18 protein-coding genes are annotated in these 22,221 nt (G+C 49.6%); 7 read left to right on the forward strand and 11 right to left on the reverse strand.

Going from position 1 to position 22,221, the window contains the following annotated elements:
- Positions 1-4: 4 nt before the first annotated feature.
- Both Q0R17_RS08870 and arfB read left to right on the forward strand, forming a co-directional pair.
- A complete protein-coding gene (locus Q0R17_RS08870; protein WP_293934167.1) occupies positions 5-3,337 on the forward strand; it encodes a DNA translocase FtsK in 3,333 nt (1,110 codons plus the stop codon).
- A 3-nt stretch (positions 3,338-3,340) separates the two neighbouring features.
- Positions 3,341-3,748 carry an alternative ribosome rescue aminoacyl-tRNA hydrolase ArfB gene (gene arfB / locus Q0R17_RS08875; protein ID WP_293934169.1) on the forward strand — a complete coding sequence of 136 codons (408 nt, stop codon included), beginning with the start codon at positions 3,341-3,343 and terminating at the stop codon, positions 3,746-3,748.
- 103 nt (positions 3,749-3,851) lie between these two features.
- Here the strand turns inward: arfB and Q0R17_RS08880 are convergent, their stop codons facing one another.
- The 3 genes from Q0R17_RS08880 to phaR all read right to left on the reverse strand — a co-directional run bounded on the left by Q0R17_RS08880 (position 3,852) and on the right by phaR (position 6,467).
- On the reverse strand, positions 3,852-4,709 hold the full coding sequence (locus tag Q0R17_RS08880) for a carcinine hydrolase/isopenicillin-N N-acyltransferase family protein (protein ID WP_293934171.1): 858 nt from the start codon (positions 4,707-4,709) through the stop codon (positions 3,852-3,854).
- Between the two features lie 204 nt (positions 4,710-4,913).
- Positions 4,914-5,726: a tRNA cyclic N6-threonylcarbamoyladenosine(37) synthase TcdA gene (gene tcdA, locus Q0R17_RS08885; RefSeq protein WP_293934245.1), complete on the reverse strand. Its 813-nt coding sequence runs from the start codon at positions 5,724-5,726 to the stop codon at positions 4,914-4,916.
- A gap of 75 nt (positions 5,727-5,801) precedes the next feature.
- Positions 5,802-6,467 carry a polyhydroxyalkanoate synthesis repressor PhaR gene (phaR, locus tag Q0R17_RS08890; RefSeq protein ID WP_293934174.1) on the reverse strand — a complete coding sequence of 222 codons (666 nt, stop codon included), beginning with the start codon at positions 6,465-6,467 and terminating at the stop codon, positions 5,802-5,804.
- Positions 6,468-6,672: 205 nt separating this feature from the next.
- Here phaR and Q0R17_RS08895 point away from each other — a divergent pair, with 205 nt between their 5' ends.
- Positions 6,673-7,245: a phasin family protein gene (locus Q0R17_RS08895; protein ID WP_293934176.1), complete on the forward strand. Its 573-nt coding sequence runs from the start codon at positions 6,673-6,675 to the stop codon at positions 7,243-7,245.
- A gap of 312 nt (positions 7,246-7,557) precedes the next feature.
- Here Q0R17_RS08895 and acnB read toward each other — a convergent pair whose 3' ends face one another.
- Positions 7,558-10,137: a bifunctional aconitate hydratase 2/2-methylisocitrate dehydratase gene (gene acnB / locus Q0R17_RS08900; RefSeq protein WP_293934178.1), complete on the reverse strand. Its 2,580-nt coding sequence runs from the start codon at positions 10,135-10,137 to the stop codon at positions 7,558-7,560.
- A gap of 389 nt (positions 10,138-10,526) precedes the next feature.
- On the opposite strand from acnB, the gene Q0R17_RS08905 reads away from it, so the two are divergent.
- The 4 genes from Q0R17_RS08905 (at position 10,527) to Q0R17_RS08920 (ending at position 15,940) form a co-directional block, all read left to right on the forward strand.
- Positions 10,527-12,080, forward strand: coding sequence for a DEAD/DEAH box helicase (locus Q0R17_RS08905; protein ID WP_293934180.1), 1,554 nt, complete (start codon positions 10,527-10,529; stop codon positions 12,078-12,080).
- Positions 12,081-12,117: 37 nt separating this feature from the next.
- Positions 12,118-12,714, forward strand: a complete 597-nt coding sequence (locus Q0R17_RS08910; protein WP_293934183.1) for a GNAT family N-acetyltransferase — start codon at positions 12,118-12,120, stop codon at positions 12,712-12,714.
- An 83-nt stretch (positions 12,715-12,797) separates the two neighbouring features.
- Positions 12,798-13,973, forward strand: a complete 1,176-nt coding sequence (locus Q0R17_RS08915) for a DUF2863 family protein (RefSeq protein ID WP_293934186.1) — start codon at positions 12,798-12,800, stop codon at positions 13,971-13,973.
- A 155-nt stretch (positions 13,974-14,128) separates the two neighbouring features.
- The gene (locus tag Q0R17_RS08920; RefSeq protein WP_293934189.1) at positions 14,129-15,940 is read left to right on the forward strand and encodes a diguanylate cyclase; all 1,812 of its coding nucleotides are present in this window, start codon (positions 14,129-14,131) and stop codon (positions 15,938-15,940) included.
- Positions 15,941-15,946: 6 nt separating this feature from the next.
- On the opposite strand, the gene rfaE1 is transcribed toward Q0R17_RS08920, so the two are convergent.
- From rfaE1 to cmk, 7 genes are all read right to left on the reverse strand, one after another.
- The gene (rfaE1, locus tag Q0R17_RS08925) at positions 15,947-16,894 is read right to left on the reverse strand and encodes a D-glycero-beta-D-manno-heptose-7-phosphate kinase (RefSeq protein ID WP_293934191.1); all 948 of its coding nucleotides are present in this window, start codon (positions 16,892-16,894) and stop codon (positions 15,947-15,949) included.
- Complete coding sequence (gene pyrF / locus Q0R17_RS08930; RefSeq protein WP_293934193.1) at positions 16,895-17,599, reverse strand: orotidine-5'-phosphate decarboxylase; 705 nt, start codon at positions 17,597-17,599, stop codon at positions 16,895-16,897.
- A 78-nt stretch (positions 17,600-17,677) separates the two neighbouring features.
- Entirely contained in the window at positions 17,678-18,841 is a 1,164-nt protein-coding gene (gene lapB / locus Q0R17_RS08935; protein WP_293934195.1) for a lipopolysaccharide assembly protein LapB, read from the reverse strand.
- An 8-nt stretch (positions 18,842-18,849) separates the two neighbouring features.
- Positions 18,850-19,152 (reverse strand): lipopolysaccharide assembly LapA domain-containing protein, encoded by a 303-nt coding sequence (locus Q0R17_RS08940; RefSeq protein ID WP_293934197.1) that lies wholly within the window; start codon positions 19,150-19,152, stop codon positions 18,850-18,852.
- 155 nt (positions 19,153-19,307) lie between these two features.
- Positions 19,308-19,592: an integration host factor subunit beta gene (locus tag Q0R17_RS08945; RefSeq protein ID WP_130108284.1), complete on the reverse strand. Its 285-nt coding sequence runs from the start codon at positions 19,590-19,592 to the stop codon at positions 19,308-19,310.
- Positions 19,593-19,608: 16 nt separating this feature from the next.
- Positions 19,609-21,285, reverse strand: a complete 1,677-nt coding sequence (gene rpsA, locus Q0R17_RS08950; protein ID WP_374759863.1) for a 30S ribosomal protein S1 — start codon at positions 21,283-21,285, stop codon at positions 19,609-19,611.
- 244 nt (positions 21,286-21,529) lie between these two features.
- Positions 21,530-22,198, reverse strand: coding sequence for a (d)CMP kinase (cmk, locus tag Q0R17_RS08955; protein WP_293934200.1), 669 nt, complete (start codon positions 22,196-22,198; stop codon positions 21,530-21,532).
- Positions 22,199-22,221: the final 23 nt, after the last annotated feature.

Genomic DNA, 22,221 nt, shown 5'->3' on the forward strand with positions numbered 1-22,221 from the left:
AAACATGTCTATTCGATTCATTTCCCGAATCAATCAACTATTGCACACCGCCCGTTTGATCTGGCTTTGCCCTGCTTTTATCTTAATTGTATTGCTTGGGTTTAATCGTCATATCGGCTTGGCCGCTTGGCTTTGCGCTTTTTTTGCTTTAGAACGCACTTGGCAGCCCCAAAAACTATCTAGCATTGAATATCTAGGATTTGCAATTACGCTTTGCACCTTGGCTGCAGGCCAAAGCTTGCTGAACTATTCAGCCATCCTTTCTGCCCTGCTTTTTTCGCTGGGCTTGGGCGTTGGCGTTCCACTTTGGCGGCAAAAACCATGGAGCGATATTCTTGAGCACACAGGGCTAGCGATAGAGCAAGGTTGGCACGCCATAGCAACTGGAATTAAAGCGCAATTTGAACCGCTGCCTGAGCAAGAAGAATCTGAAGAGGCCAACCATGCCAATGAATGGGATGCTTTCGACGACGAAGAAGAACTCGGCGAAAAAACACTGCCGGCTAGCCATCGGGAAACAAGCACGCCACCAGCCGTAAAAGAAGCCATTGTAAGGCCAGCCACTGCGCCAGCGCCCCAGTCTTTGGCCGTTGGCCCTACTATCACAGTGAGCCTTAGCAGCCAGCCGCCGATTAAAAGCACTGAATTGTTTCAGCACTTTCGTGCGCCTGCCCAAGCCATAGCACCGGTCACTCAGGCCGCAGCGCTGGAGCCGCACTTTACCCCTACTGCCAGCCCTTTTACTGCGCCGTCGCTCGCGGCCATGCCCAAGGCCGCCAGCTTGCCTTTAATCGATTTATCCCAAATAAGGCAGCATCTACAAAACGATCATCGGGTAAAAAGCCATAACGATCGCCCAAGGCAAGTAGAGCCAAGCGCACTGCCTTTAATTGAGGCAACCGAGATTCGTCAGCGTTTATCCGCAATTCATGGCAAACCCGCTGAACCAGCGCCGCTACCTAGCCGCAGCCCCAAAGCAGCAGCCCCGCTGAGTAGCAGCCCGCGCTTATTTCAGCTAGAGCCTAAAACGCCTCCCCCTGCGAGCCCAAACCCGCCGATCAGAATTGAGCCTACGCTAGATGAGGCACTACTTAGCCCAATCGGCCTAGATTCCCCCATCGCCACCGAGGCGGTTCTAAGCGATAGCACTGTCGCCACCGTAGCGGACTGGGAGCCAAGCGAAACCATTACACTGCAACCCATCGTTGAGACCGCTACTGCGCCCATCCCTGATCCAGAGTCACGCGCCTTGGCGGCGTTCCTCACCCAAGCTATGACGGCTCCCTTTGCCGTAACGAGCACGCCAGTTACGACGACAGAGCAAACGCCAGTGGCTGAGATATCGGCCCCGACAGTTAAGCTGGCAGAAGCTATGTTAGCTATTCCTCCAGAAACTCAATTGACAGCGCCAAAGCTAGCCATTAGTCCAGAGTATGAATTTGTCACGCACAAGCTGATGACAGCAGCAGAGCCAGAAACTACAGCGCACAACGTAGCGCTCACACCAAAACTTGAGCTACCAGCAGCCGTATTAGCCCTTACACCAGAATCTGAATTCAGCGCTCCTTCGTTAAGGATTGCGGCAGAATCTGAATTAACAACATCTAAGTTTGTAACTACGCCAGAGCATGGTTTAACAGCATCTCAGCTTGTAACTGCAACAGAATCTGCGTTAACAGCGCCTCAATTTACCACTGCAACAGAGCATGAATTAGCAGTGCCTAAGTTTGCGACTGCACCAGAGCATGACTTAACAGCAACTAAATTTGCGACGGCAACAGAGCATGAACTCACTTGGTCCAAGCCACCTGCCCCTCAACCGCTCCCCCTTGCCGAGCCCATGCACTACAGCGATGACTTTATGCCATCGCTCAGCTTACTGCATCCGCCAGACCCTGAGATTGAAACCATCAGCCAAGACGACCTCCTAGACCGTGGCATCTTGATTGAAGAAAAACTAGCAGAATTCCGCGTAAAAGCATCTGTACTCGATGCCTACGCGGGCCCCGTCATTACCCGTTACGAGATTGAGCCCGCGATTGGCGTGCGCGGCGCGCAGATTGTTAATTTAATGAAAGACTTGGCACGGGCGCTGGGGCTGGTTTCTATCCGCGTGGTAGAAACCATCCCTGGCAAGACTTGCATGGGACTGGAGCTGCCTAACCCAACAAGGCAAATGATTCGCCTTTCCGAGATTCTATCCTCGGATGTTTACCAGCAAAATCAAAGCAAGCTCACCATTGCCCTAGGCAAAGACATTACCGGCGCACCAATTGTGACCGACCTTGCCAAAGCACCGCATATGCTGGTGGCGGGGACCACCGGCTCGGGTAAATCGGTGGGCGTAAACGCCATGATTTTGTCCTTGCTGTATAAAGCCACGCCGGAAGAAGTGCGCTTTATTATGGTCGACCCAAAGATGCTGGAATTATCCGTTTACGACGGCATTCCGCATTTATTAGCCCCTGTCGTCACCGATATGAAACTCGCCGCCAACGCCCTGAACTGGTGTGTGGCCGAGATGGAAAAGCGCTATCGCCTCATGAGCACCTTTGGTGTGCGTAATCTAGCAGGCTTTAATCAAAAGCTGAAGGAAGCCGAGCAACGCGGCGAGCGCCTCACCAATCCATTCTCACTGACACCCGATGAGCCAGAAGCGCTGGAGCACCTACCCTTTATTGTGGTGGTAGTCGATGAGTTTGCTGATTTAATGATGGTGGCTGGCAAAAAAATTGAAGAGCTGATTGCCCGCCTCGCACAAAAAGCCCGCGCTGCTGGGATTCATTTAATCTTAGCCACCCAACGCCCTTCGGTAGACGTGATTACTGGCCTAATTAAGGCCAATATACCGACACGACTGGCCTTTCAAGTATCTAGCAAGATTGATAGCCGTACCATTTTGGACCAGATGGGCGCAGAAGCCCTGCTAGGCCAAGGCGATATGCTGTTTTTGCCGCCCGGCACCGGCTATCCACAGCGTATTCACGGCGCTTTTGTTGACGATAACGAAGTACACCGTGTAGTCGAGCATTTAAAACAATTTGGCGAGCCACGCTATATCGATGGCATCTTAAATGGTGGTTTTGATGCCGAGGCCAGCGCATCCAATATCAATAACAATAATGAAGGCGGCGAAGCCGATCCCATTTACGATGAAGCCGTGGCGCTGGTACTAAAAAGCCGCCGCGCTTCTATCTCGGCCGTGCAACGCCAGCTTAGAATTGGCTACAACCGCGCCGCTAGGCTGATCGATCAGATGGAAAACGCCGGCATCGTCAGCCAGATGGAAAGCAATGGCAATCGAACCGTGCTAGCACCGCCAAGCGCCGAGATTTAAGCCATGTTTACCATCCGCTTCGATATTCTAGAGAACGAAATAGAGTTTTCAGCCATCCGTGCCCAAGGCAGTGGCGGGCAGAACGTGAACAAGGTATCGAGCGCGGTGCATCTGCGCTTTGATATCCCCGCCTCATCCTTGCCCTCCTTACTCAAGGAGCGGCTATTAGCGCTGGGCGATTCGCGCATCAGCAAAGATGGCGTTATCGTTATCAAGGCACAGCAATACCGCAGCCAAGAACAAAACCGCGCCGACAGCATTCAACGCCTTAACGAGCTAATCGCCAGTGCCGCCACCATCGCCACACCCCGCAAAGCCACCCGCCCAACGCGCGGCTCACAAACTCGGCGCTTAGATAGTAAAAATAAACGCGGATCGATTAAGGCCTTGCGTGGCAGGGTCAGCGACTAACGGCTATTAGATGATTTTTGGAATCTTTGCAGCCTCGCTGCCATCGAGCAATGCCAAGGCACAAGTAAAAAACCAGCGACTTGGCTTAATGCCCATACAAGCCTCACTCTGATCCAGCCGGCAACAGCACTCGGGTTGCCCCCTGCCAAAAGGCCTGATCCAGCCGCCATTCTTTTTTGAGCTGCGGCTGCTTAGGGTTCGCCAAACGAATCGACAATAACGGTGGTGCATTGGCTGGGGTGGCGATTTGCCAACTGGCTAGGGTGTGCTCCCTGCCCACACGCCACAGGCTGTTATCAGGGCCTGCATTTTGGTCTTGGCTAAAGGTGGCAAAATCATTTAAACGGTAAGGGGCGCTAGCATTAGTGAGCAAGCTACGAATCCTCGCCAACCGCGTTTCACTGCTTTTGCCAATTTTGTAATTGCAATCCGCCAACTCATCGCTCAGATAATGATTGGTATGACTCATCACTCCCTGGGACTGGCTTTGCAGCGTGTAGCGGCCATCCTTGCCAATTTCGACTTGCAAAAGCTGGCTATGGTCGCTAATCAGTAAAAATACCGGCCCACTCTTGCTAAAGCGCTGCTCTGCGCGGGCCAGCACATCGGCAATATGATGATCCTTACGCAAAATGTCGCCGATCAGATTTCTTGTACCGCCTTGCGCCTCTCGCTCTTCCCGAGACAAACTACCTGCCATTGCGCCCACTACCGACAAGCCAAACTCATTCGCCCCCGCCTTCAGCCCTGGCACCGAGCCATCGTCGGCATACAACCCCACATAAGCCGCGCCCTGCTTAGGGTGAACGAGGCGGACAGACTGCACATGATCAGGTTGCCAATCGCGATTTTTAGCCAGCAAGGTGCCGCCACCTGCGGCCTCACCTACCGCCCCCCAAAGGGTACAAGCCTGAACAGGCCGTATAAAAAAAAGCAAGCCTAAGAGTAGCAAACGCCGCATCGTCAACCCCTTTAATGATTCAACAACTGATGTTATGCACAAAGGCACTTACTTGACTTAATTTGCGTTCAATCTACTAAATTAGGGCAAGGATGATTCTCATTGAAAACATTTGATTGAATCAAAGAATGAACAATTACAACGCGCCAACTGCCTGTGTTTTTCGTAGACGACGCATTGTTTGACCTTACTGCATGCCTTCCGTTAAATAAGGGATGTTGCTTCCGCAGCAGGCGCTATTTTTGCTAAATGTTTAAGTACTTGCGCCGCAGCCACAAAGCCAAAGCAGCCTGTTACGGCCACCGACGCGCCAAAGCCACCTTCACAACCCAAGCCCAAAGCCGCATCGCCCACGGCGGGCTTTTGAGTACAGATACTGCCATCTGCCTGCGGATAAACCAGTTGCTCGGTGGAATAAACGCATTCCACGCCCATTTTTTTACCCTGCTGCGCAAAACCATATTCACGGCGCAAGATTGAGCGCACTTTTGCTGCCAGCGGATCGTTTATCGTTTTAGATAAATCCACCACGGCAATTTGGCTAGGGTCGATCTGCCCGCCCGCGCCGCCCGTTGTCACCAAGCGAATTTTGCGCCGTTTGCACCAAGCAATCATCGCCGCCTTAGTTTTGACCGAATCAATGGCATCAATAATGGCGTCGTAACCACGACCTAAAGTTTCTTCAAAATTATCAACACTGACAAAATCTTCGATCATATCCACGATGCATTCTGGATTAATCTGAACAATTCTCTCAGCCAGTGCGGCTACTTTCATCCGCCCATAATTCCCTTCCAAGGCGGGTAGCTGACGATTGGTGTTAGATACACAAATATCATCCAAATCGATCAGCGTGATATGGCCAATACCAGAGCGCGCCAAAGCCTCGGCCGCCCAAGATCCCACGCCACCCACACCCACAACACACACATGCGCTTGCCTAAATTGCGCTAATGCCGCAATGCCATACAAACGGGCAATACCGCCAAAACGGCGTTCAAAAGAAGTATCCAAAATTCAACCTTATCTTATTACAAACGCAAAAACGCCCCGAAGGGCGCTTTATTCTAGACTTACCACATTACTCAAAGTTCAACTTTTAGCAGCCCTTCGTTTAGGCGCAGGCTTTGCCACCTCTACCTCAACGATAGTCTCTTCTGCGGCTGCCGCAGGTGGATCGGTTGGCAAAGGGTCATCGCTGGGCACATCCCCTTCCTTGCCGTAACCTGGCATACCCATACCGGTAAATAAATGTCTGGCGCGATCTTGCAACTGTTGCTGCATATCCACAAACATTGACGTACTGCTTTCAAGATAATTATTCATCATACTTTGCATGCCTGGGCCTTGAAACTTCATAAAGTCCCCCCACAGATTTGCATTTGAAAGCATCGGGTTTTCGCCGGTAATCACCGACTTAGCCTGTGTCTGTAAGCGACCTTGCATTTCAGCAAAAAGTTGCATGTTTTTTTCTAAGTAATTCCCCATGACACCTTGCATTGCATTCCCGTAAAAGCGAATGATTTGCGTAAGTACATCATAAGAAAACATAGGCATTCCGCCAGCTTCTTCTTCCATAATGACTTGTAGCAACACACTGCGAGTGATGTCTTCACCACTTTTAGCATCCACAATTTGAATATCAATATTATCCAAAACCAGCTGTTTTACATCCACCAAAGTGATGTAACAGCTCGTGGCCGTGTCATATAGGCGGCGGTTTGGATACTTCTTGATAACGCGTTTTTCCACGCTCATAAGTGCTGCCTCGTGTGTATATTATTTGTTATTGAGAAGAGGATAGTCTGGACTATCTATTCATGCAACATGTTGCGATGCACAATTTTATTGACAATCGTAAAAGCCTATTCCAGAATAAGCACTGATTGTGCACTGCATCATATTTAAGTGTGCAACTCGCTACCAAAACCCACAAAACTGAACGACAGAAAGGATCATTGAGATGACTACTGCACAGCAACAATTCTCCGCGTTCGCGACCGAGCAAGTTGAAGTGGCACTGCGTTTTGCACGCATTTCCATTGATTCTGCCGAACGTATCATCAAGCTGCAAGTTGAAGTAGCAAAAAGCACACTAGAAAGCAACGCAAAAAGCGCAAATGCGCTAGTTGCCGTTAAAGATGCTCAAGAAGCTTTAGCATTGCGTCAAAAACTGGCTGAATCATCGATCGAACAAGCCACCAATTACTCACGCAGCCTGTACGAAATCACTTCACAAGCACAAGCTGAAACTTCGCAACTGGTTGAAGAACGTACGACTGCTTTCAATAAGCATGTTGTATCTGGTTTAGATCAATTTGTTAAATCTGCCCCTGCTGGTACAGATGTAGCGGTTGCTGCTGTTAAATCAACACTACAAGCCACTGCAGCTGCAGTGGATAGCCTGACAAAAGCTGCAAAGCAAGTCGCTGACTTTGCTGACGCTTCAGTTAAAGCTGCTGGCACGGCAACTGCAGATGCAGTTAAGACTGCTGCAAAGAAAACTAATGGTGCAAACAACGCTACTGCTGCTTAAAACAGCCCGTGCGTGATAACGCACTGGCTACTCTAAAAGGCCACGAGCATATTCGTGGCCTTTTTATATTTAAATGACTTCACGTACATTAACACTTCTTTTTTGCTTTTACCCCCCCTCTGAAGGATCAAGAGGTCTTGCCACGGTCGTTGAGCCTTCAATGAGTAAGATGGGTGGGTCAAGCACGCCATCAATAAAAAAGCCGAGCTAATAGCTCGACTCGCAAAGAAAGGTGATTCTTGCCGAGCTTGCCCTGCAAGCCTTTCGAAAATCACAGGCCACCACCTACACCGTAAGCGGTGGCCTTGGATATTACTTAGCGCTAACCGTATCGGCGATATCGCTATAGCGCTTGATTTGATCAAAATTCAAGTAGCGATACACTTCGTCGGATTTTTGCGCAAGAATCCCGATATTCGCAAGGTATTCCTCGTTCGTCGGAATCTTACCCAGCATGGCACAAACCGAAGCCAGCTCGGCCGAGCCCAGATAAACGCGGGTATCAATCCCTAAGCGATTTGGGAAGTTACGTGTCGATGTCGAGAACGCAGTCGAGCCCTTACGCACCTGTGCTTGGTTACCCATGCACAATGAGCAACCTGGCATTTCCATACGCGCGCCAGTGCGGCCTAATACGCCGTAATGGCCTTCTTCCGTCAGCTGCTGTGCATCCATTTTGGTTGGCGGAGCAATCCATAGGCGAACGGGAATATCGCTCTTGCCTTCAAGCAGTTTTGAAGCCGCGCGGAAGTGCCCGATATTGGTCATGCATGAGCCAATAAACACTTCATCAATCACGTCACCGGCTACTTCTGACAAGAATTTCACATCATCAGGATCGTTCGGGCAAGCCACGATAGGCTCTTTAATATCGGCCAGATCAATTTCGATAATGGTGGCGTATTCAGCGTCTGCATCAGGCTGCATCAGCACGGGATCTGCCAGCCATTCTTCCATGGCAGCAATTCGGCGAGCCAGTGTACGGGCATCAGCGTAGCCTTCAGCAATCATCCATTTCATCAGGGTGATATTAGAAGTCAGGTACTCTGCAATTGGCTCTTTATCCAACTGCACCGAACAACCTGCAGCAGAGCGCTCAGCAGACGCATCAGACAATTCAAATGCTTGCTCAACTTTGAGCTTAGGCAAGCCTTCAATTTCTAAGATGCGGCCAGAGAAAATGTTTTGTTTGCCTTTCTTTTCAACGGTCAGCAGGCCTTGCTTGATCGCGTAAAGCGGAATGGCGTTCACCAAATCACGCAGGGTGATACCTGGCTGCATTTCACCTTTAAAGCGCACCAGCACCGATTCAGGCATATCTAGCGGCATTACACCTGTTGCCGCAGCAAACGCCACTAAGCCAGAGCCTGCAGGGAAAGAAATACCAATCGGGAAGCGGGTGTGGCTATCACCACCTGTGCCCACGGTATCAGGCAGCAGCAAGCGATTCAGCCACGAGTGAATCACACCATCCCCCGGACGCAGCGATACACCACCGCGCGTTGAGATGAACTCTGGCAATTCATGGTGCATTTTTACATCAACCGGCTTAGGGTAAGCAGCGGTATGGCAGAACGACTGCATCACCAGATCAGCAGAGAAGCCAAGGCAGGCCAAGTCTTTTAGCTCATCACGGGTCATCGGGCCGGTGGTGTCTTGTGAGCCAACCGAAGTCATGCGTGGCTCGCAATACGTGCCAGGACGAACGCCAATCACGCCACAGGCTTTACCCACCATCTTCTGCGCTAAGCTATAGCCCTTGCCAGAATCTACTGGTGCAACTGGGCGCTTAAATACATCAGATGCCACTAAGCCCAGCACTTCACGCGCTTTATCGGTTAAGCCACGGCCAATAATTAGCGGGATACGGCCACCGGCACGCACTTCATCGAGCAATACATCGGTTTTTAGGCTGAAGGTAGAAACCACAACGCCGTTTTTCTCAACCTTACCTTCTAGCGGATAAACATCGATCACATCGCCGGTTTCAAGGGCAGAGACATCCACTTCAATCGGCAAAGCACCCGCGTCTTCCATGGTATTAAAGAAGATCGGGGCAATTTTTGTACCAAGGCAAAAGCCACCGAAGCGCTTGTTTGGTACATAAGGAATATCATCACCGGTAAACCATAGCACCGAGTTGGTCGCTGATTTACGTGAAGAACCCGTACCCACCACATCGCCAACATAAGCGATTTTATGGCCTTTGGCTTTAAGGGCATCCAACTGTTTGATAGGGCCCACGCTACCTGGCTGATCCGCTTCGATGCCTGGGCGTGGGTTTTTTAGCATGGCTAAGGCATGCAATGGAATATCTGGGCGTGACCAAGCATCTGGCGCAGGAGATAGATCATCAGTATTGGTTTCGCCAGATACTTTAAATACGGTCAGCGTAACTTTCGCTGGCACCGCTGGGCGGCGAGTAAACCATTCTGCATCCGCCCAAGATTGTAAAACTTGCTTAGCAAAGGCATTACCCGCATCCGCTTTAGTTTTAACATCATGGAATGCATCAAACATCAGTAATGTTTTAGATAAAGCAGCAGCTGCAATCGCAGCCACTTCTGCATCCTCTAATAAATCGACCAAAGGGGCGATATTAAAGCCACCTAACATGGTACCAAGTAGCTCAGTCGCTTTAGCGCGGCTGATTAAGCTGCATACTTCAGTGCCATGAGCCACAGCGGCAAGATAAGACGCTTTTACTTTAGCTGCGTTATCTACGCCCGCTGGAACGCGGTAAGTAATTAAGTCGACAAGAAAGGCCTCTTCACCTTGAGGCGGGTTTTTCAGCAGCTCGATGAGATCGGTGGTCTGCGAAACATTCAGTGGAAGCGCTGGGATACCCTGTGCTGCGCGCTCTGCAACATGCTGACGATAGACTTCTAGCACGGTTGGACCTTTCAAGTGATGATGGGAAAATGCCTGGCAAATATCAGACTAGTGACATTTTACCTGTCTGGCTTTTAGATGTGAATCAAAGTGTAACGACTTTTGTTGCACTACAATAAAAAAGCAAGGCACTGCGCCATGCCGCTCGTCCCACAGCAAAGTAGGCGAAGACGATTTAGCTTGCGCTTTTTTTTGTCTATCGGTATGATCCGCAACCTTCTTTGTGCTTTAGCACAAACCTCCATCGTACCCTGACCTTCCCCCGCCTGTGCTGTATGAGATGCGGATTGACCGGTTAGCGTCGATGTAACGCTGACGGCCGGTTTCCGTATTTAATTCCGGAATGCGCCCGTCTTCCCGCTCGCCGGGATATATTCAAAGGAATATTCATGCCACATCGCGAAACTCATTCTGATACCCCTGTAAACGCTTTTGCCGAAATGGGCCTTGCCACCGAATTGGTGCAAGAATTAGCTAAGCTCGGTATCACTACCCCTACCCCAGTGCAAGCCGCTGCAATTCCACAATTAATGGCTGGCCATGATGTGATGGCTTCTGCGCAAACGGGTACAGGTAAAACTGCAGCATTCTTGCTGCCAGCACTGCACAAACTATTTAAGCCAGCTAAGCACAATGCGCGTGGCCCACGTGTACTTGTTCTTACTCCTACACGTGAACTTGCTGAGCAAGTTGCTAAAGTAGCTACAGATTACTGCAAACTGATCCCACGTTGCAAGGTTGCTTGCGTAGTGGGTGGTGTTCCTTACCCTGTTCAAAACCGTATGCTAGCCCAGCCTTACGATGTATTGGTAGCTACTCCAGGTCGTTTATCTGACCTGATGCGTGGTGGCCGTATCGATTTCGCTCGCTTAGATATGCTGATTCTGGATGAAGCCGACCGCATGCTAGACATGGGCTTTATTGATGAAGTAGAAGCCATTGTTTCTGCAATGCCTAAAGATCGCCAAACTGCATTGTTCTCTGCCACATTATCAGAAACAGTACAGCGCTTTGCTGGCCCAATGCTGCGTGACCCACGCTTAGTAGAAATGGAAGTTACTGCAAGCGCTCAGCCACAGATTGAACAAGCTGTTCATTACGCTGACGGTTACGAGCACAAGCAAAAACTGGTTGCTGCCCTGTTAAAAGAAGCCAGCGAAACACAATCGATTGTGTTTACTGCAACTAAAGCAGACGCCGACGGCCTTGCTGAATGGCTGAAGCTGGAAGGCTTCCGCGCTGCAGCAATGCACGGTGACTTAGCACAACGTGATCGTCGCCGCACTTTAGATCGTCTACGTCGCGCTGAAATTGATATCTTAGTTGCAACTGATGTTGCTGCGCGTGGTATTGACGTTGCAGGTATTGGCTTGGTATTAAACTTTGACCTGCCACGCTTTGCAGAAGACTACATCCACCGCGTTGGTCGTACTGGCCGTGCCGGTCGTACTGGTAAAGCCATTTCGCTGGTAACTAAAAACGATTTCATGCTGCTGACACGCATTCGTCGTCGCTATAACATCGATTTCGGTACTGTATCTATGCCAGGTCTTGAAGCACGCTTCAAGCCAGGCCAAGGCGGCGGCACAGGCGGTGGCTTCGGCGATCGTAAGCCATCAGGCGGCTACAAAGGCAAGCGCCCACAAGGTGGCGGCGGTTATGCTGGCGCTGGTGCAGGTAATGGCGGTGGCCGTGGTGGTTACGCTGGCAATAACAGCAATAGCGGCGGCTACGGCGACAAACGTCATAGCGATTCTCGTGGTGGTGGCGATGCGCCACGCGGCGGTGAATCACGTGAAGCGCGTGGTAGCTTTGGTGGCGGCGCAAGCAACCCAAATAGCAATCCAGGCAGCTTCCGCAGTGGCAGCCGTGATAGCGGCGCACCACGCGCAGAGCGTCCAGCAAGCACTGGCGAAACACGTCAACGCCGTGCTAGCTGGTAAGCTATCGTCTATCAGTTAAATCTCAAGCCCGTCTTGAATGCTCAATACCACATTCAAAGCGTGGCGAATTAGATTAGTAGCAGCCCATCCTTTTGATGGGCTGTTTTTACTTTCGAGCTACGCCGTGAAAGATGCCATTTTAATTCGCCCCTTTACTCCTAGCGACATCCAGTCGCTTATGGGGATTCAAAGCGCTTGTTATCCTGCCAACCTACTCGAAGAAGCAGAGCACCTTACCGCTAAACACCAGCAATCTCCATCAAGCTGCTGGGTGGCTACCCAACACCAGCACATACTCGCCTATTTACTGACTCACCCTTGGTCAGGCGATACCCCACCCGCTCTAAACGCGCCACTCCCCACTCCAAATCAATCTTGCGATATTTATTTTATTCACGATCTTGCCGTGCACCCAAGCGCACGAGGATTAGGACTTGCTCAGCAGCTACTCGATACAGCCTTAAAATGGGCCAGACAAGAAAAATTACAAAAAATACGCCTAATTGCCATCGCTGGCGCAGCAGACTTCTGGATAAAACAAGGCCTTAGCCCTGTAAAAAATGTAAATAAAGACTTATCTCGCAAATTAGCCGATTACGGCACGGATACGCATTACCTTGAAGCCGCCATTTAGACCCAAAAACAAACCACCTAAACTAAATTAAGAAAATAAGCGCACATACTCAAATAAAACGAACCTTTGTTAAAGATGAGAACATGAATAAAAGACCTCGCACCGTTCGTCGCAGCCGTGGTGCTGCTGAAGTAGATGAATTAATCCACATCGCCACCAGCCTTGGCGTTTCATGCACACTTGCAGAGGATCGCTTCTGGCAAGACAAACTAGCCAGCTTAGTCAGTGAGATTTTGCTCGATGAGGATGAAGAAACGCTCAATGCCGCACTCGATACGCTCTCCAAAACCGATCCTCAGGCGTGGAATGAACTGGCAGATATCGTAGAAGCCTGCACCGAAACCCATACCATCCTTATTGATAAAAACGAATACCAAGCCATTATGTTTGCCGTGCCTTTACTGGCATGGTCACGCTTTAATATCCCCGCTGGGCCACTAGGGGATGAGCGTATTACTAGCCTGCGCGAGCATTTAAGCAAGCATGTGTTTGTTGAAGGCGCAAAGCTATCGCTAGCAGATTTTTTATTTAGCCCCGATCAGCTCCCACAAGGCTATTGCAACACGGCAAAATTAAGTAAATTACTGGCAAACTTAACCAGCAGCAACGGCACCTTAATGTGCGAACAGGCCAATAATGCAGAGCCAAGCGCGTTTTTAACCGATACACGTTATTTATTAGGCGCTATTGCTGCTCCTAAAGGCAAAGCGGTGTTTCGTTGGCAAGAAGAAAATAGCTCACGCAAAGATATTTTGACGCAATGGCAAAAACAAGGCCTCAATTCGCTGCAATCTTTGTTTGCTGGCTGCGCAATGGAGTCCCTTCTGCCCATTTCTTACTTTGCCGCATGGCGAGAATCCGACCGCGCATCGAGAGCTTATTCTTTGCGCGCATCTGTCTCTTTCTTACAACTTTTACTTAGCGTAGAAGCCAGACAACTCACCTGCGTAATTGCCGCCTGCCACGGACGACGCCTAGAAGAGTATCGCGTAGGCTTTGTTCGCCGCAATGAAGAACCCATGCTGCATGGCGTAGTCTGGCCACTACTCGACGGCGAAGACGAGCACACCGATTGCATCGCAGAAATCGAAGCCATTTTGCGTGAATCAGGCATTACCGATATTGTCGTTCATGAACACTCGTTTCCGATGGATCAATGTGACGATTGCGGCACTCCACTTTTCCCTAATTTAGATGGGGATTTAATCCACACCGAAACACCAGAATCTAGCGACACCCCCTCCCCACACTTGCATTAAGCCTCAAAGGCGGTGAACGCACATTCACCGCCACAGCACACCGCCTTGCGCCATTGGCGTTTGATTCAAGCTTTCCTAAACCATCAATCAAACGCCAACAGCACCTAGTCTTATGCACTATAATTGACGAGCTTCTTTAACCGAATCCGCACGCCATGCATAAGCTTAGCAACCCTACCGATATCGCCCGTGAAACGCTCAAGCAACTCACCATGCGCCGTGTGCCACCGACTCCAGACCATTACGAGTCGATTTATCATGAGATAGCGGGCACCTCTGATAAAGATAAACTACACCCCGCCATCAAAGAGCTGATTGCCAGCATGGGGGCCTTCCCACGGCAAACACCAGAATTACAACGTAATATTGAACAATTGCAACGTCACGCTGGACAATCCAGCTGGGCCAGCATGCCTGCGCTGATTATTCGCAGCATTGAAAGCCAAGGTGGGCAAACAGAATTAAGCCAAAGCTGGGCAGATTTAATCCGTGATTTAATTCGGCAATGGGAATTACGCAACCCCGTCTACACCCCCAGTAGAAAACAAGACTCACTCGAAAAAGTCCTGATTAATTTTGGCAGCGAGAGTAATGCACTGAACGAAAAACTCAGCGCCCTAATCAAAGCTTGGGGAGGATCCGGTGTAGAAAGCGGTGATAGCCCTGAAACACTTGGCATACCAGATATTAATAGCAGCAGCCCAAGCAACACAGCTAGTACCAACACCAGCAGCGAAGACTCTGATTGGCGTGAATGGCGAGATGCACTAAACGTTGCCCTCACCGTTGGTATTGAATCCCGCCTCACCCACAATATAGATTTACAACAAGAGGCAACTGACCTCGCCGCCGAAGTTGCCACAGTCAACAATAGCGCCAGCACTCAGAAACTAATGCCTAGGTTACGCAAATTTTGGCTCCGCCTAGAGTTACAAAACGACCAAGAAATGCGTCTATGCGATGGCCTAATGGGCTTATTGCGCTTGCTTACAGACAACATGTCGGAAGTTGTGATTGAAGATGAATGGGTACGTGGCCAAGTTGCCGTAGTACAAGCCATTATGGCGCAGCCCCTAGATATGCGCGTGATTTATGATGCAGAAGCAGGCCTAAAAGAAGTCTTATTTAAACAGGGGCAAATTAAACATAACCTTGTAGAAACACAAACCGTACTTAAGAATATGATTGCTACTTTTATTGATCGTCTCAGCGTGATGTCGGACAGCACCGATCAATACCACAGCAAAATTAGCGTCTATACCGAGCAAATCCAGCAAGCAAATAACCTAAGCAGCATAAAAGATGTCTTGGAGTCACTCCTTGGCGACACCCGCAGCATGCAACTCGATGTACGCCGCTCACGGGACGATTTACTAGAAGCCCGCAGCCAAGCCGATGAAGCCCAACAACGCATCATAATACTTGAGCAAGAGCTTACTCATGTCAGCGAAAAAGTCCGCACAGATCAGCTCACCGGTGCATTAAATCGCCGCGGCTTAGAAGAGTTATTTGAGGTGGAGGCCGCAAGAGCACTACGTAGCGAAAGCCCGCTCACGGTAGGCTTACTTGACATTGATAATTTCAAAAAACTAAACGACAGCCAAGGCCATGCAGCAGGCGATGCCGCCTTGGTTCACTTAGTAACAGTCGTAAAAGATTTATTACGCCCAACGGACTCTGTGGCACGTTACGGCGGAGAAGAGTTTGTCCTTATCTTGCCAGAAACCGGCATTGACGAAGCAGTCAGCGTGATTCAACGCTTACAACGTGAGCTTACCAAGCGCTTCTTCTTAAATAATAACGATAAACTACTGATCACCTTTAGTGCGGGGGTTGCACTGGTGCTACCTGGCGAGGTGCGCGATCGCGTGATAGAACGCGCCGACCAAGCCATGTATCAAGCAAAAAAACTTGGCAAAAACAGAGTAGAAATCGCCGAAACGCCTACGGGTATAGCATTAAGATAAGCAAGCTTAAGCAAAGAGCTCATCTGGGTACACTACAGCAGTACCCAGCTTGGCAACCACTACACCAGCAGCTCGATTAGACCAATCCATCGCCTCAGGCATTTCCAAACCCGCCGCCAGCATCAAACCTAAAGTCGCAATGACCGTATCCCCTGCCCCCGACACATCAAACACTTCGTGCGCATGGGTTGGCTTATGCACTACGCCTTCTGGCCTAAATAAGGTCATCCCTTCCTCACTACGGGTCACCAACAATGCATCCAAGTTTAATGATGCACGTAATGACTCAGCTTTTTCGGCCAACTCCGCATCATTAGCCCACTTGCCCGCCACTTGCCTAAATTCGCTGCGATTAGGTGTAAGCAAAGTGGCCCCGCGATAGCGATCGTACTCATCCCCCTTAGGATCAACCAGCACAATTTTACCCGCAGCCCGCGCTACATCAATCATCAACTGCACGTGGCGTAAGCCACCTTTGCCGTAATCAGACAAAATAACAACGTCTATCTCAGCAAGCAAGGCCTTAAATTCATCGAGCTTCGCCGCCAAAATTTCATGGCTTGGCTCATTTTCAAAATCTATACGCAGCAATTGCTGCTGCCTTGCCAATACCCGCAGCTTCACCGTTGTATCCAATGTCGCATCACGATGCAAATAGGTATGCACCCCATCCTCGATAAGCAGCTTTTCAAGGGTACGGCCAGCCTCATCATCCCCAACTACAGCCAATAAATGTGCCTGCCCACCCAATGCCGCAATATTTCTTGCCACATTAGCGGCCCCGCCTGCGCGCTCTTCTGTACGGCGAATACGTGCCACAGGCACGGGTGCCTCAGGCGAGATACGATCCACATCACCAAACCAATAGCGATCCAACATCACATCACCCGCAACGAGCACCCGCGCATTTGCCACAGCACGCTCTAACATACGCTTGCCTTCTGCAGACAACATTTATTGCCCCCTCGCCAACAAGCTACGATTAATCTCCAGCAGCACGGCCACAGGATCCGCACTTTGTGTAATGGGGCGACCAATCACCAAGTAATCTGCCCCCGCAGCAACGGCCTCTTCAGGCGTCATGATGCGCGACTGATCGTTGGCAGCAGAATAAGCCGGGCGAATCCCTGGGGTAATCAAATTAAAATCAGCACCGCAAATATTTTTTAACAGGCTCGCCTCATGTGCCGAGCAAACCACACCATCCAAACCGCAATCGTGGGTTAAACGAGCCAACTTTTCGACCTGTACCGTTGGCTCAGGCAAATCCAACTCGGCCAAATCTGCAGCATTCATGCTGGTTAACACAGTCACGGCAATCAGCAAGGGCCGCTGAGGCAAGGCCTCTAATGCATCACGTGTAGTTTCCATCATTCGACGACCACCACTAGCGTGGACATTCACCATCCACACGCCCAACTCTGCCGCGGCTTTACACGCCTGCGCAACTGTATTGGGAATATCGTGAAATTTAAGATCCAGAAACACATCAAAACCACGCGCAACCAACTGCTCAACCAATGCTGGGCCACTACGGGTAAATAACTCTTTACCCACTTTTAGACGACACAAAGCGGGGCTCAATCGATCAGCAAAGGCCAAGGCTTCTGCTGCACTAGCGTAATCCAAGGCAACAATCACGGGGGATGAAGTCGGCATACACAATCCTATTTATAATTTTATGCTAGGCATTAGGGCGGCGAACAAGCCTAAAACCGCTCTGTGAGCAGGGTAGAGTTATTTTTGTGCACCACGAACCGGCGGAAAGGTTTCCCACTCGGTGCAAGCGGGACAATGCCAAAAATATTGCTTGGCTTTAAAACCACAGTGGGTGCAGCGATACATGGTTTGCTCACGCGTGGCATCGTGAATCAGCTTCACAATCAGCTCTAGCTCAACTTTTTGATCATCTGGCGCCACCAGCAAATGCGCCTCAAGCACCTTACGCAAACTCGGCATCGTTGGATGCGCTTTCAACCGCTCCCGTACAAATTCATGCGTAGCCAGCAGGCCCTGCTCAGTTAGCAAGCGCTCATAAGCCAAATCCAACACATCTAACTCAGGATACTGGCGCAGCAAACCCAACAAGAGCTGCGTCCCTTCGGCCGCACGCCCTTGCAGATCAAAGGCCGCCAACAATGGCCTTGCTGCCAGCGCAATATAAAGCGGCTCTTGTGATTCAATCTTAAGCCAAGCTTCAATTGCAGCATCTACATTACCCGCCGTAATTTCCAGCTCAGCCAAAATCATATACGCACGGGAACACTTACGATGCTCAGCAATGGCTTTTTGCAAATAGGCGCGAGCCGCTGCAGGCTCAGAACGTAAAGCGCCTTGCGAGGCTAATTCGCAATAAAACTGCGCAATTTCATGCTGATAGGTATGACGCTCATCCCGCAATTGCTGTGCGGTTTCAATCGCTTTTGCCCATGCTTTTTCCTGCTGATATACCCCAAGCAATTCAATTCGCGCCTGCCTAGCGTAATCAGTATCGGCCAATTCAGTGAGCAGACTTTCTGCACGATCAAACAAACCGGCTTGCATAAAATCAAGCGCCAATTCAAATTGCGCCGTTTGTTTTTGGCCCACCGTTAATTCACGCCGAACCAATAACTTTTGATGCATACGAATAGCACGCTCTAATTCACCACGACGGCGAAACAAATGCCCAAGCGTGAATTGCAATTCAATGGTCTCTGCGTGATGCCGTGCAATATCCACATACACATCTACCGCGCGATTGGTTTCACCATTAAGTAAGTAGTTTAGCCCTTTAAAATACGCTACAGGCAAAGAGCGAGTTTCAGACAAAACATGTTTAATATCTACACGCGCAGCCAACCACCCTAGGGCAAAAAAAGCCGGCAAGGCAATTAGCCACCAGTATTCAATTTCAAGCATAAATAGATTTACAATGCGTCACGGGGTTGTTCAACAAGAAGATCAGGCGCTAAATCAGCAACGGTCTGCCTAGCACGTAATTCTTTTTTTAAGCCTACGACTTCACGGCGCAAGCGAATAATCTTAGAAAATGCGGCCAACAAACCAAATACGGCTCCAACCACAAAGAAAACTAACAATAGCAAAGCAAGTGGCGCCTGCCAAAAATAACCCAAAAAGAATTTAAGTACCACAGGCTCGGCATTATGCATAGCAAAGCCAAACATAATCACAAAGAGTATAAATTTAATCAGCCAGTAGAAATATCGCATGGGTTAGAACCATAGAAATAAGCTAGGTAGCATTGTAACCGATTCAGCCGTTGCATTCGCATGGATAATGCACATTGTACGTAAGGATTGAGGATGTTACGCCCCAATACAAAAAGGCGACACCCTTGAGTGTCGCCTTGAGGTAACGCAAAACATCAAATCAGGGCATCAACCCTTTCTCGAAGCTCTTTACCCGCTTTAAAGTGGGGAACAAATTTCTCCGGAACTGCTACTTTCGTACCAGATTTTGGATTACGCCCCACTCGCGGCGGACGATAATTCAGATCAAAACTGCCAAAGCCACGAATCTCGATACGCTGACCTTGAGACAAGCTCTTGGCCATTGCATCTAAGATGGTCTTCACAGCCAGCTCTGCATCCTTCGCAACCAGCTGCGGATAACGCTGGGCGAGCTTTGCAATAAGCTCGGACTTGGTCATCCCACCTTGATCCATATTACTCTGCGCCAGACATCTTAGCTTTCAGCAAGGCGCCTAGGCTGGTTGTACCAGCAGTACCTGTGCTTTCTGTAGACAGCTTGCTCATTACTTCTGTTTCATCAGCAGAGTCTTTCGCTTTGATCGACAGATTGATCGAACGGTTCTTACGATCAACGTTGATGATCATGGCTTCAACTTCGTCGCCTTCTTTCAACACAGTACGGATGTCTTCAACGCGATCGCGTGAAACTTCTGTAGAGCGCAGGTAGCCTTCGATTTCTTCAGACAGAGCAATTGTTGCGCCCTTAGCATCCAAAGATTTCACAGTACCCTTAACAAGGGAACCTTTGTCGAAAGTAGAAACGTAGTTGTTGAAAGGATCACCTTCCATTTGCTTGATACCAAGGCTGATGCGTTCTTTCTCAGTGTCGATAGACAGAACCATCGCTTCAACTTCATCGCCCTTCTTGTAGTTGCGAACAGCTTCTTCGCCAGCCACATTCCAAGAAAGATCAGATAAGTGAACCAGACCGTCGATACCGCCAGCCAGACCAACGAACACACCGAAGTCAGTAATAGACTTGATTGCGCCCTTGATCTTGTCACCCTTCTTGAAGTTTTCAGCGAAATCATCCCATGGATTAGCCATGCACTGCTTCATACCCAGTGAGATACGACGTTTTTCTTCGTCGATATCCAGAATCATTACTTCTACTTCATCGCCAAGCTGAACAACCTTAGATGGATGAACGTTTTTGTTAGTCCAATCCATTTCTGAAACGTGAACCAGACCTTCGATACCTTGTTCGATTTCAACGAATGCACCGTAGTCGGTAAGGTTAGTAACCTTACCGAACATACGTGTACCCGATGGGTAACGACGTGACAAACCAACCCAAGGATCTTCGCCCAATTGCTTCAGACCTAGAGAAACGCGGTTCTTCTCTTGATCGAATTTCAGAACCTTAGCTTCAACTTCATCGCCAACAGCCAGAACTTCGGATGGGTGCTTCACACGACGCCAAGCAAGGTCAGTAATGTGCAACAGACCGTCAATACCACCCAGATCAACGAAAGCGCCGTAGTCTGTGATGTTTTTAACGATACCCTTGATGATCGCGCCTTCCTTGAGTGTTTCAAGGAGTTTTTGACGCTCTTCGCCCAAGGACTCTTCCAGAACCGCACGGCGTGAAACAACAACGTTGTTACGCTTACGATCAAGTTTGATCACCTTGAATTCGATTTGCTTGCCTTCGAATGGAGTGGTGTCTTTAACTGGACGAATATCAACCAAAGAACCTGGCAAGAATGCGCGCAGACCGTTAACCATAACAGTCAGACCACCCTTAACCTTACCGGAAATAACACCGGTCATAACCATGGCTTTTTCTAGGCAATCTTCAAGCTCAATCCATGCAGCCAGACGTTTTGCTTTTTCACGGGAAAGCTTAGTTTCGCCGTAGCCGTTTTCCAGGCTATCAATTGCAACAGGAACGAAATCGCCAACTTTAACGTCAAGTTCGCCATTGTCGTTTTTGAATTCTTCGAGCGGGATCAGCGACTCGGACTTCAGGCCGGCGTTCACAGTCACGAAGTTATGGTCGATAGCAACCACTTCAGCAGTGATCACTTCACCAGCGCGCATTTCCTGACGCGTTAGGCTTTCTTCGAACAGAGCGGCAAAGCTTTCCATGGAGCCGGACAGAGTAGCAGTAGTCATATAAATGGAAATTTCCAAGCATTTTTGGGCGGAATGCCAAAAATAAGTTAGTTAAACAAATGTTGTAAGGCTTTGCGCCCTAAAACACGATAAATACCCAACAAGGGCAAAAGCCACGACCTAGGGCCATGGCTTAGTGTGGCGATTCTAAAGAATTCTCTGTTATAGTTCAAGTACTTGGGGATAAAAGGCGTGATTTATAACAAGAAAAACCACATTATTCCTCTTTAGGCCGTGTTTTCCACCAAGATAACACCTGATCAACCACCTGATCTAAGCTCAAATTCGAGGTTTCCAAGAGCAAAGCATCCGGCCATTGACGCAATGGCGCCTCGGCTCTAGCAGCATCGCGCGCGTCCCTTGATTCTAAATCTTGGGTAATCGCCGCTAAATCTGCCAACTCACCCCGCCCAAGCAGCTGCGTATAGCGGCGCTCTGCACGCACTTTGGCGCTGGCGGTTAAAAAAATCTTCAGTTCTGCCTGTGGGAACACCACCGAGCCCATGTCACGACCATCCGCCACCAAGCCGGGGGCAAGCGCAAAAGCCCGCTGACGCGCGAGCAAAGCCTGCCTTACTGCAGCAAAGGCGGCAATTTGTGAAGCACCTACGCCAATTTCTTCGCTGCGAATTTGCGCACTCACGTCTTGCCCACTCAGCAAGATTAAACCCGCCTCAAAGCGCACATCTAATGATGCAGCAATACGGGCCACCCCAAGCTCATCACGCCACGCCACGCCTGCTTGCTTGGCGGCCAAAGCGCTTAAACGATACAAAGCACCCGAATCCAGATAGGCAAACCCAAGTGCTTCTGCAACACCTTGTGCAACCGACCCTTTGCCCGAAGCGGACGGCCCATCAATAGCTAAAACAGCGATACCCGACATATCTTTCCTTGCCTATTTAGACT

This window comes from Iodobacter sp., from assembly GCF_025352645.1.
Classification (GTDB): domain Bacteria; phylum Pseudomonadota; class Gammaproteobacteria; order Burkholderiales; family Chitinibacteraceae; genus Iodobacter.

What these genes read in the sequence shown, in the direction of transcription:
- Q0R17_RS08870 (WP_293934167.1), top strand. Translation starts at nt 5, where the DNA reads ATGTCTATTCGATTCATTTCCCGAATCAATCAACTATTGCACACCGCC.
- arfB (WP_293934169.1), top strand. Translation starts at nt 3,341, where the DNA reads ATGTTTACCATCCGCTTCGATATTCTAGAGAACGAAATAGAGTTTTCA.
- Q0R17_RS08880 (WP_293934171.1), bottom strand. Translation starts at nt 4,709, where the DNA reads ATGCGGCGTTTGCTACTCTTAGGCTTGCTTTTTTTTATACGGCCTGTT.
- phaR (WP_293934174.1), bottom strand. Translation starts at nt 6,467, where the DNA reads ATGAGCGTGGAAAAACGCGTTATCAAGAAGTATCCAAACCGCCGCCTA.
- Q0R17_RS08895 (WP_293934176.1), top strand. Translation starts at nt 6,673, where the DNA reads ATGACTACTGCACAGCAACAATTCTCCGCGTTCGCGACCGAGCAAGTT.
- Q0R17_RS08905 (WP_293934180.1), top strand. Translation starts at nt 10,527, where the DNA reads ATGCCACATCGCGAAACTCATTCTGATACCCCTGTAAACGCTTTTGCC.
- Q0R17_RS08910 (WP_293934183.1), top strand. Translation starts at nt 12,118, where the DNA reads ATGCTCAATACCACATTCAAAGCGTGGCGAATTAGATTAGTAGCAGCC.
- Q0R17_RS08915 (WP_293934186.1), top strand. Translation starts at nt 12,798, where the DNA reads ATGAATAAAAGACCTCGCACCGTTCGTCGCAGCCGTGGTGCTGCTGAA.
- Q0R17_RS08920 (WP_293934189.1), top strand. Translation starts at nt 14,129, where the DNA reads ATGCATAAGCTTAGCAACCCTACCGATATCGCCCGTGAAACGCTCAAG.
- rfaE1 (WP_293934191.1), bottom strand. Translation starts at nt 16,894, where the DNA reads ATGTTGTCTGCAGAAGGCAAGCGTATGTTAGAGCGTGCTGTGGCAAAT.
- pyrF (WP_293934193.1), bottom strand. Translation starts at nt 17,599, where the DNA reads ATGCCGACTTCATCCCCCGTGATTGTTGCCTTGGATTACGCTAGTGCA.
- lapB (WP_293934195.1), bottom strand. Translation starts at nt 18,841, where the DNA reads ATGCTTGAAATTGAATACTGGTGGCTAATTGCCTTGCCGGCTTTTTTT.
- Q0R17_RS08940 (WP_293934197.1), bottom strand. Translation starts at nt 19,152, where the DNA reads ATGCGATATTTCTACTGGCTGATTAAATTTATACTCTTTGTGATTATG.
- Q0R17_RS08945 (WP_130108284.1), bottom strand. Translation starts at nt 19,592, where the DNA reads ATGACCAAGTCCGAGCTTATTGCAAAGCTCGCCCAGCGTTATCCGCAG.
- rpsA (WP_374759863.1), bottom strand. Translation starts at nt 21,285, where the DNA reads ATGGAAAGCTTTGCCGCTCTGTTCGAAGAAAGCCTAACGCGTCAGGAA.
- cmk (WP_293934200.1), bottom strand. Translation starts at nt 22,198, where the DNA reads ATGTCGGGTATCGCTGTTTTAGCTATTGATGGGCCGTCCGCTTCGGGC.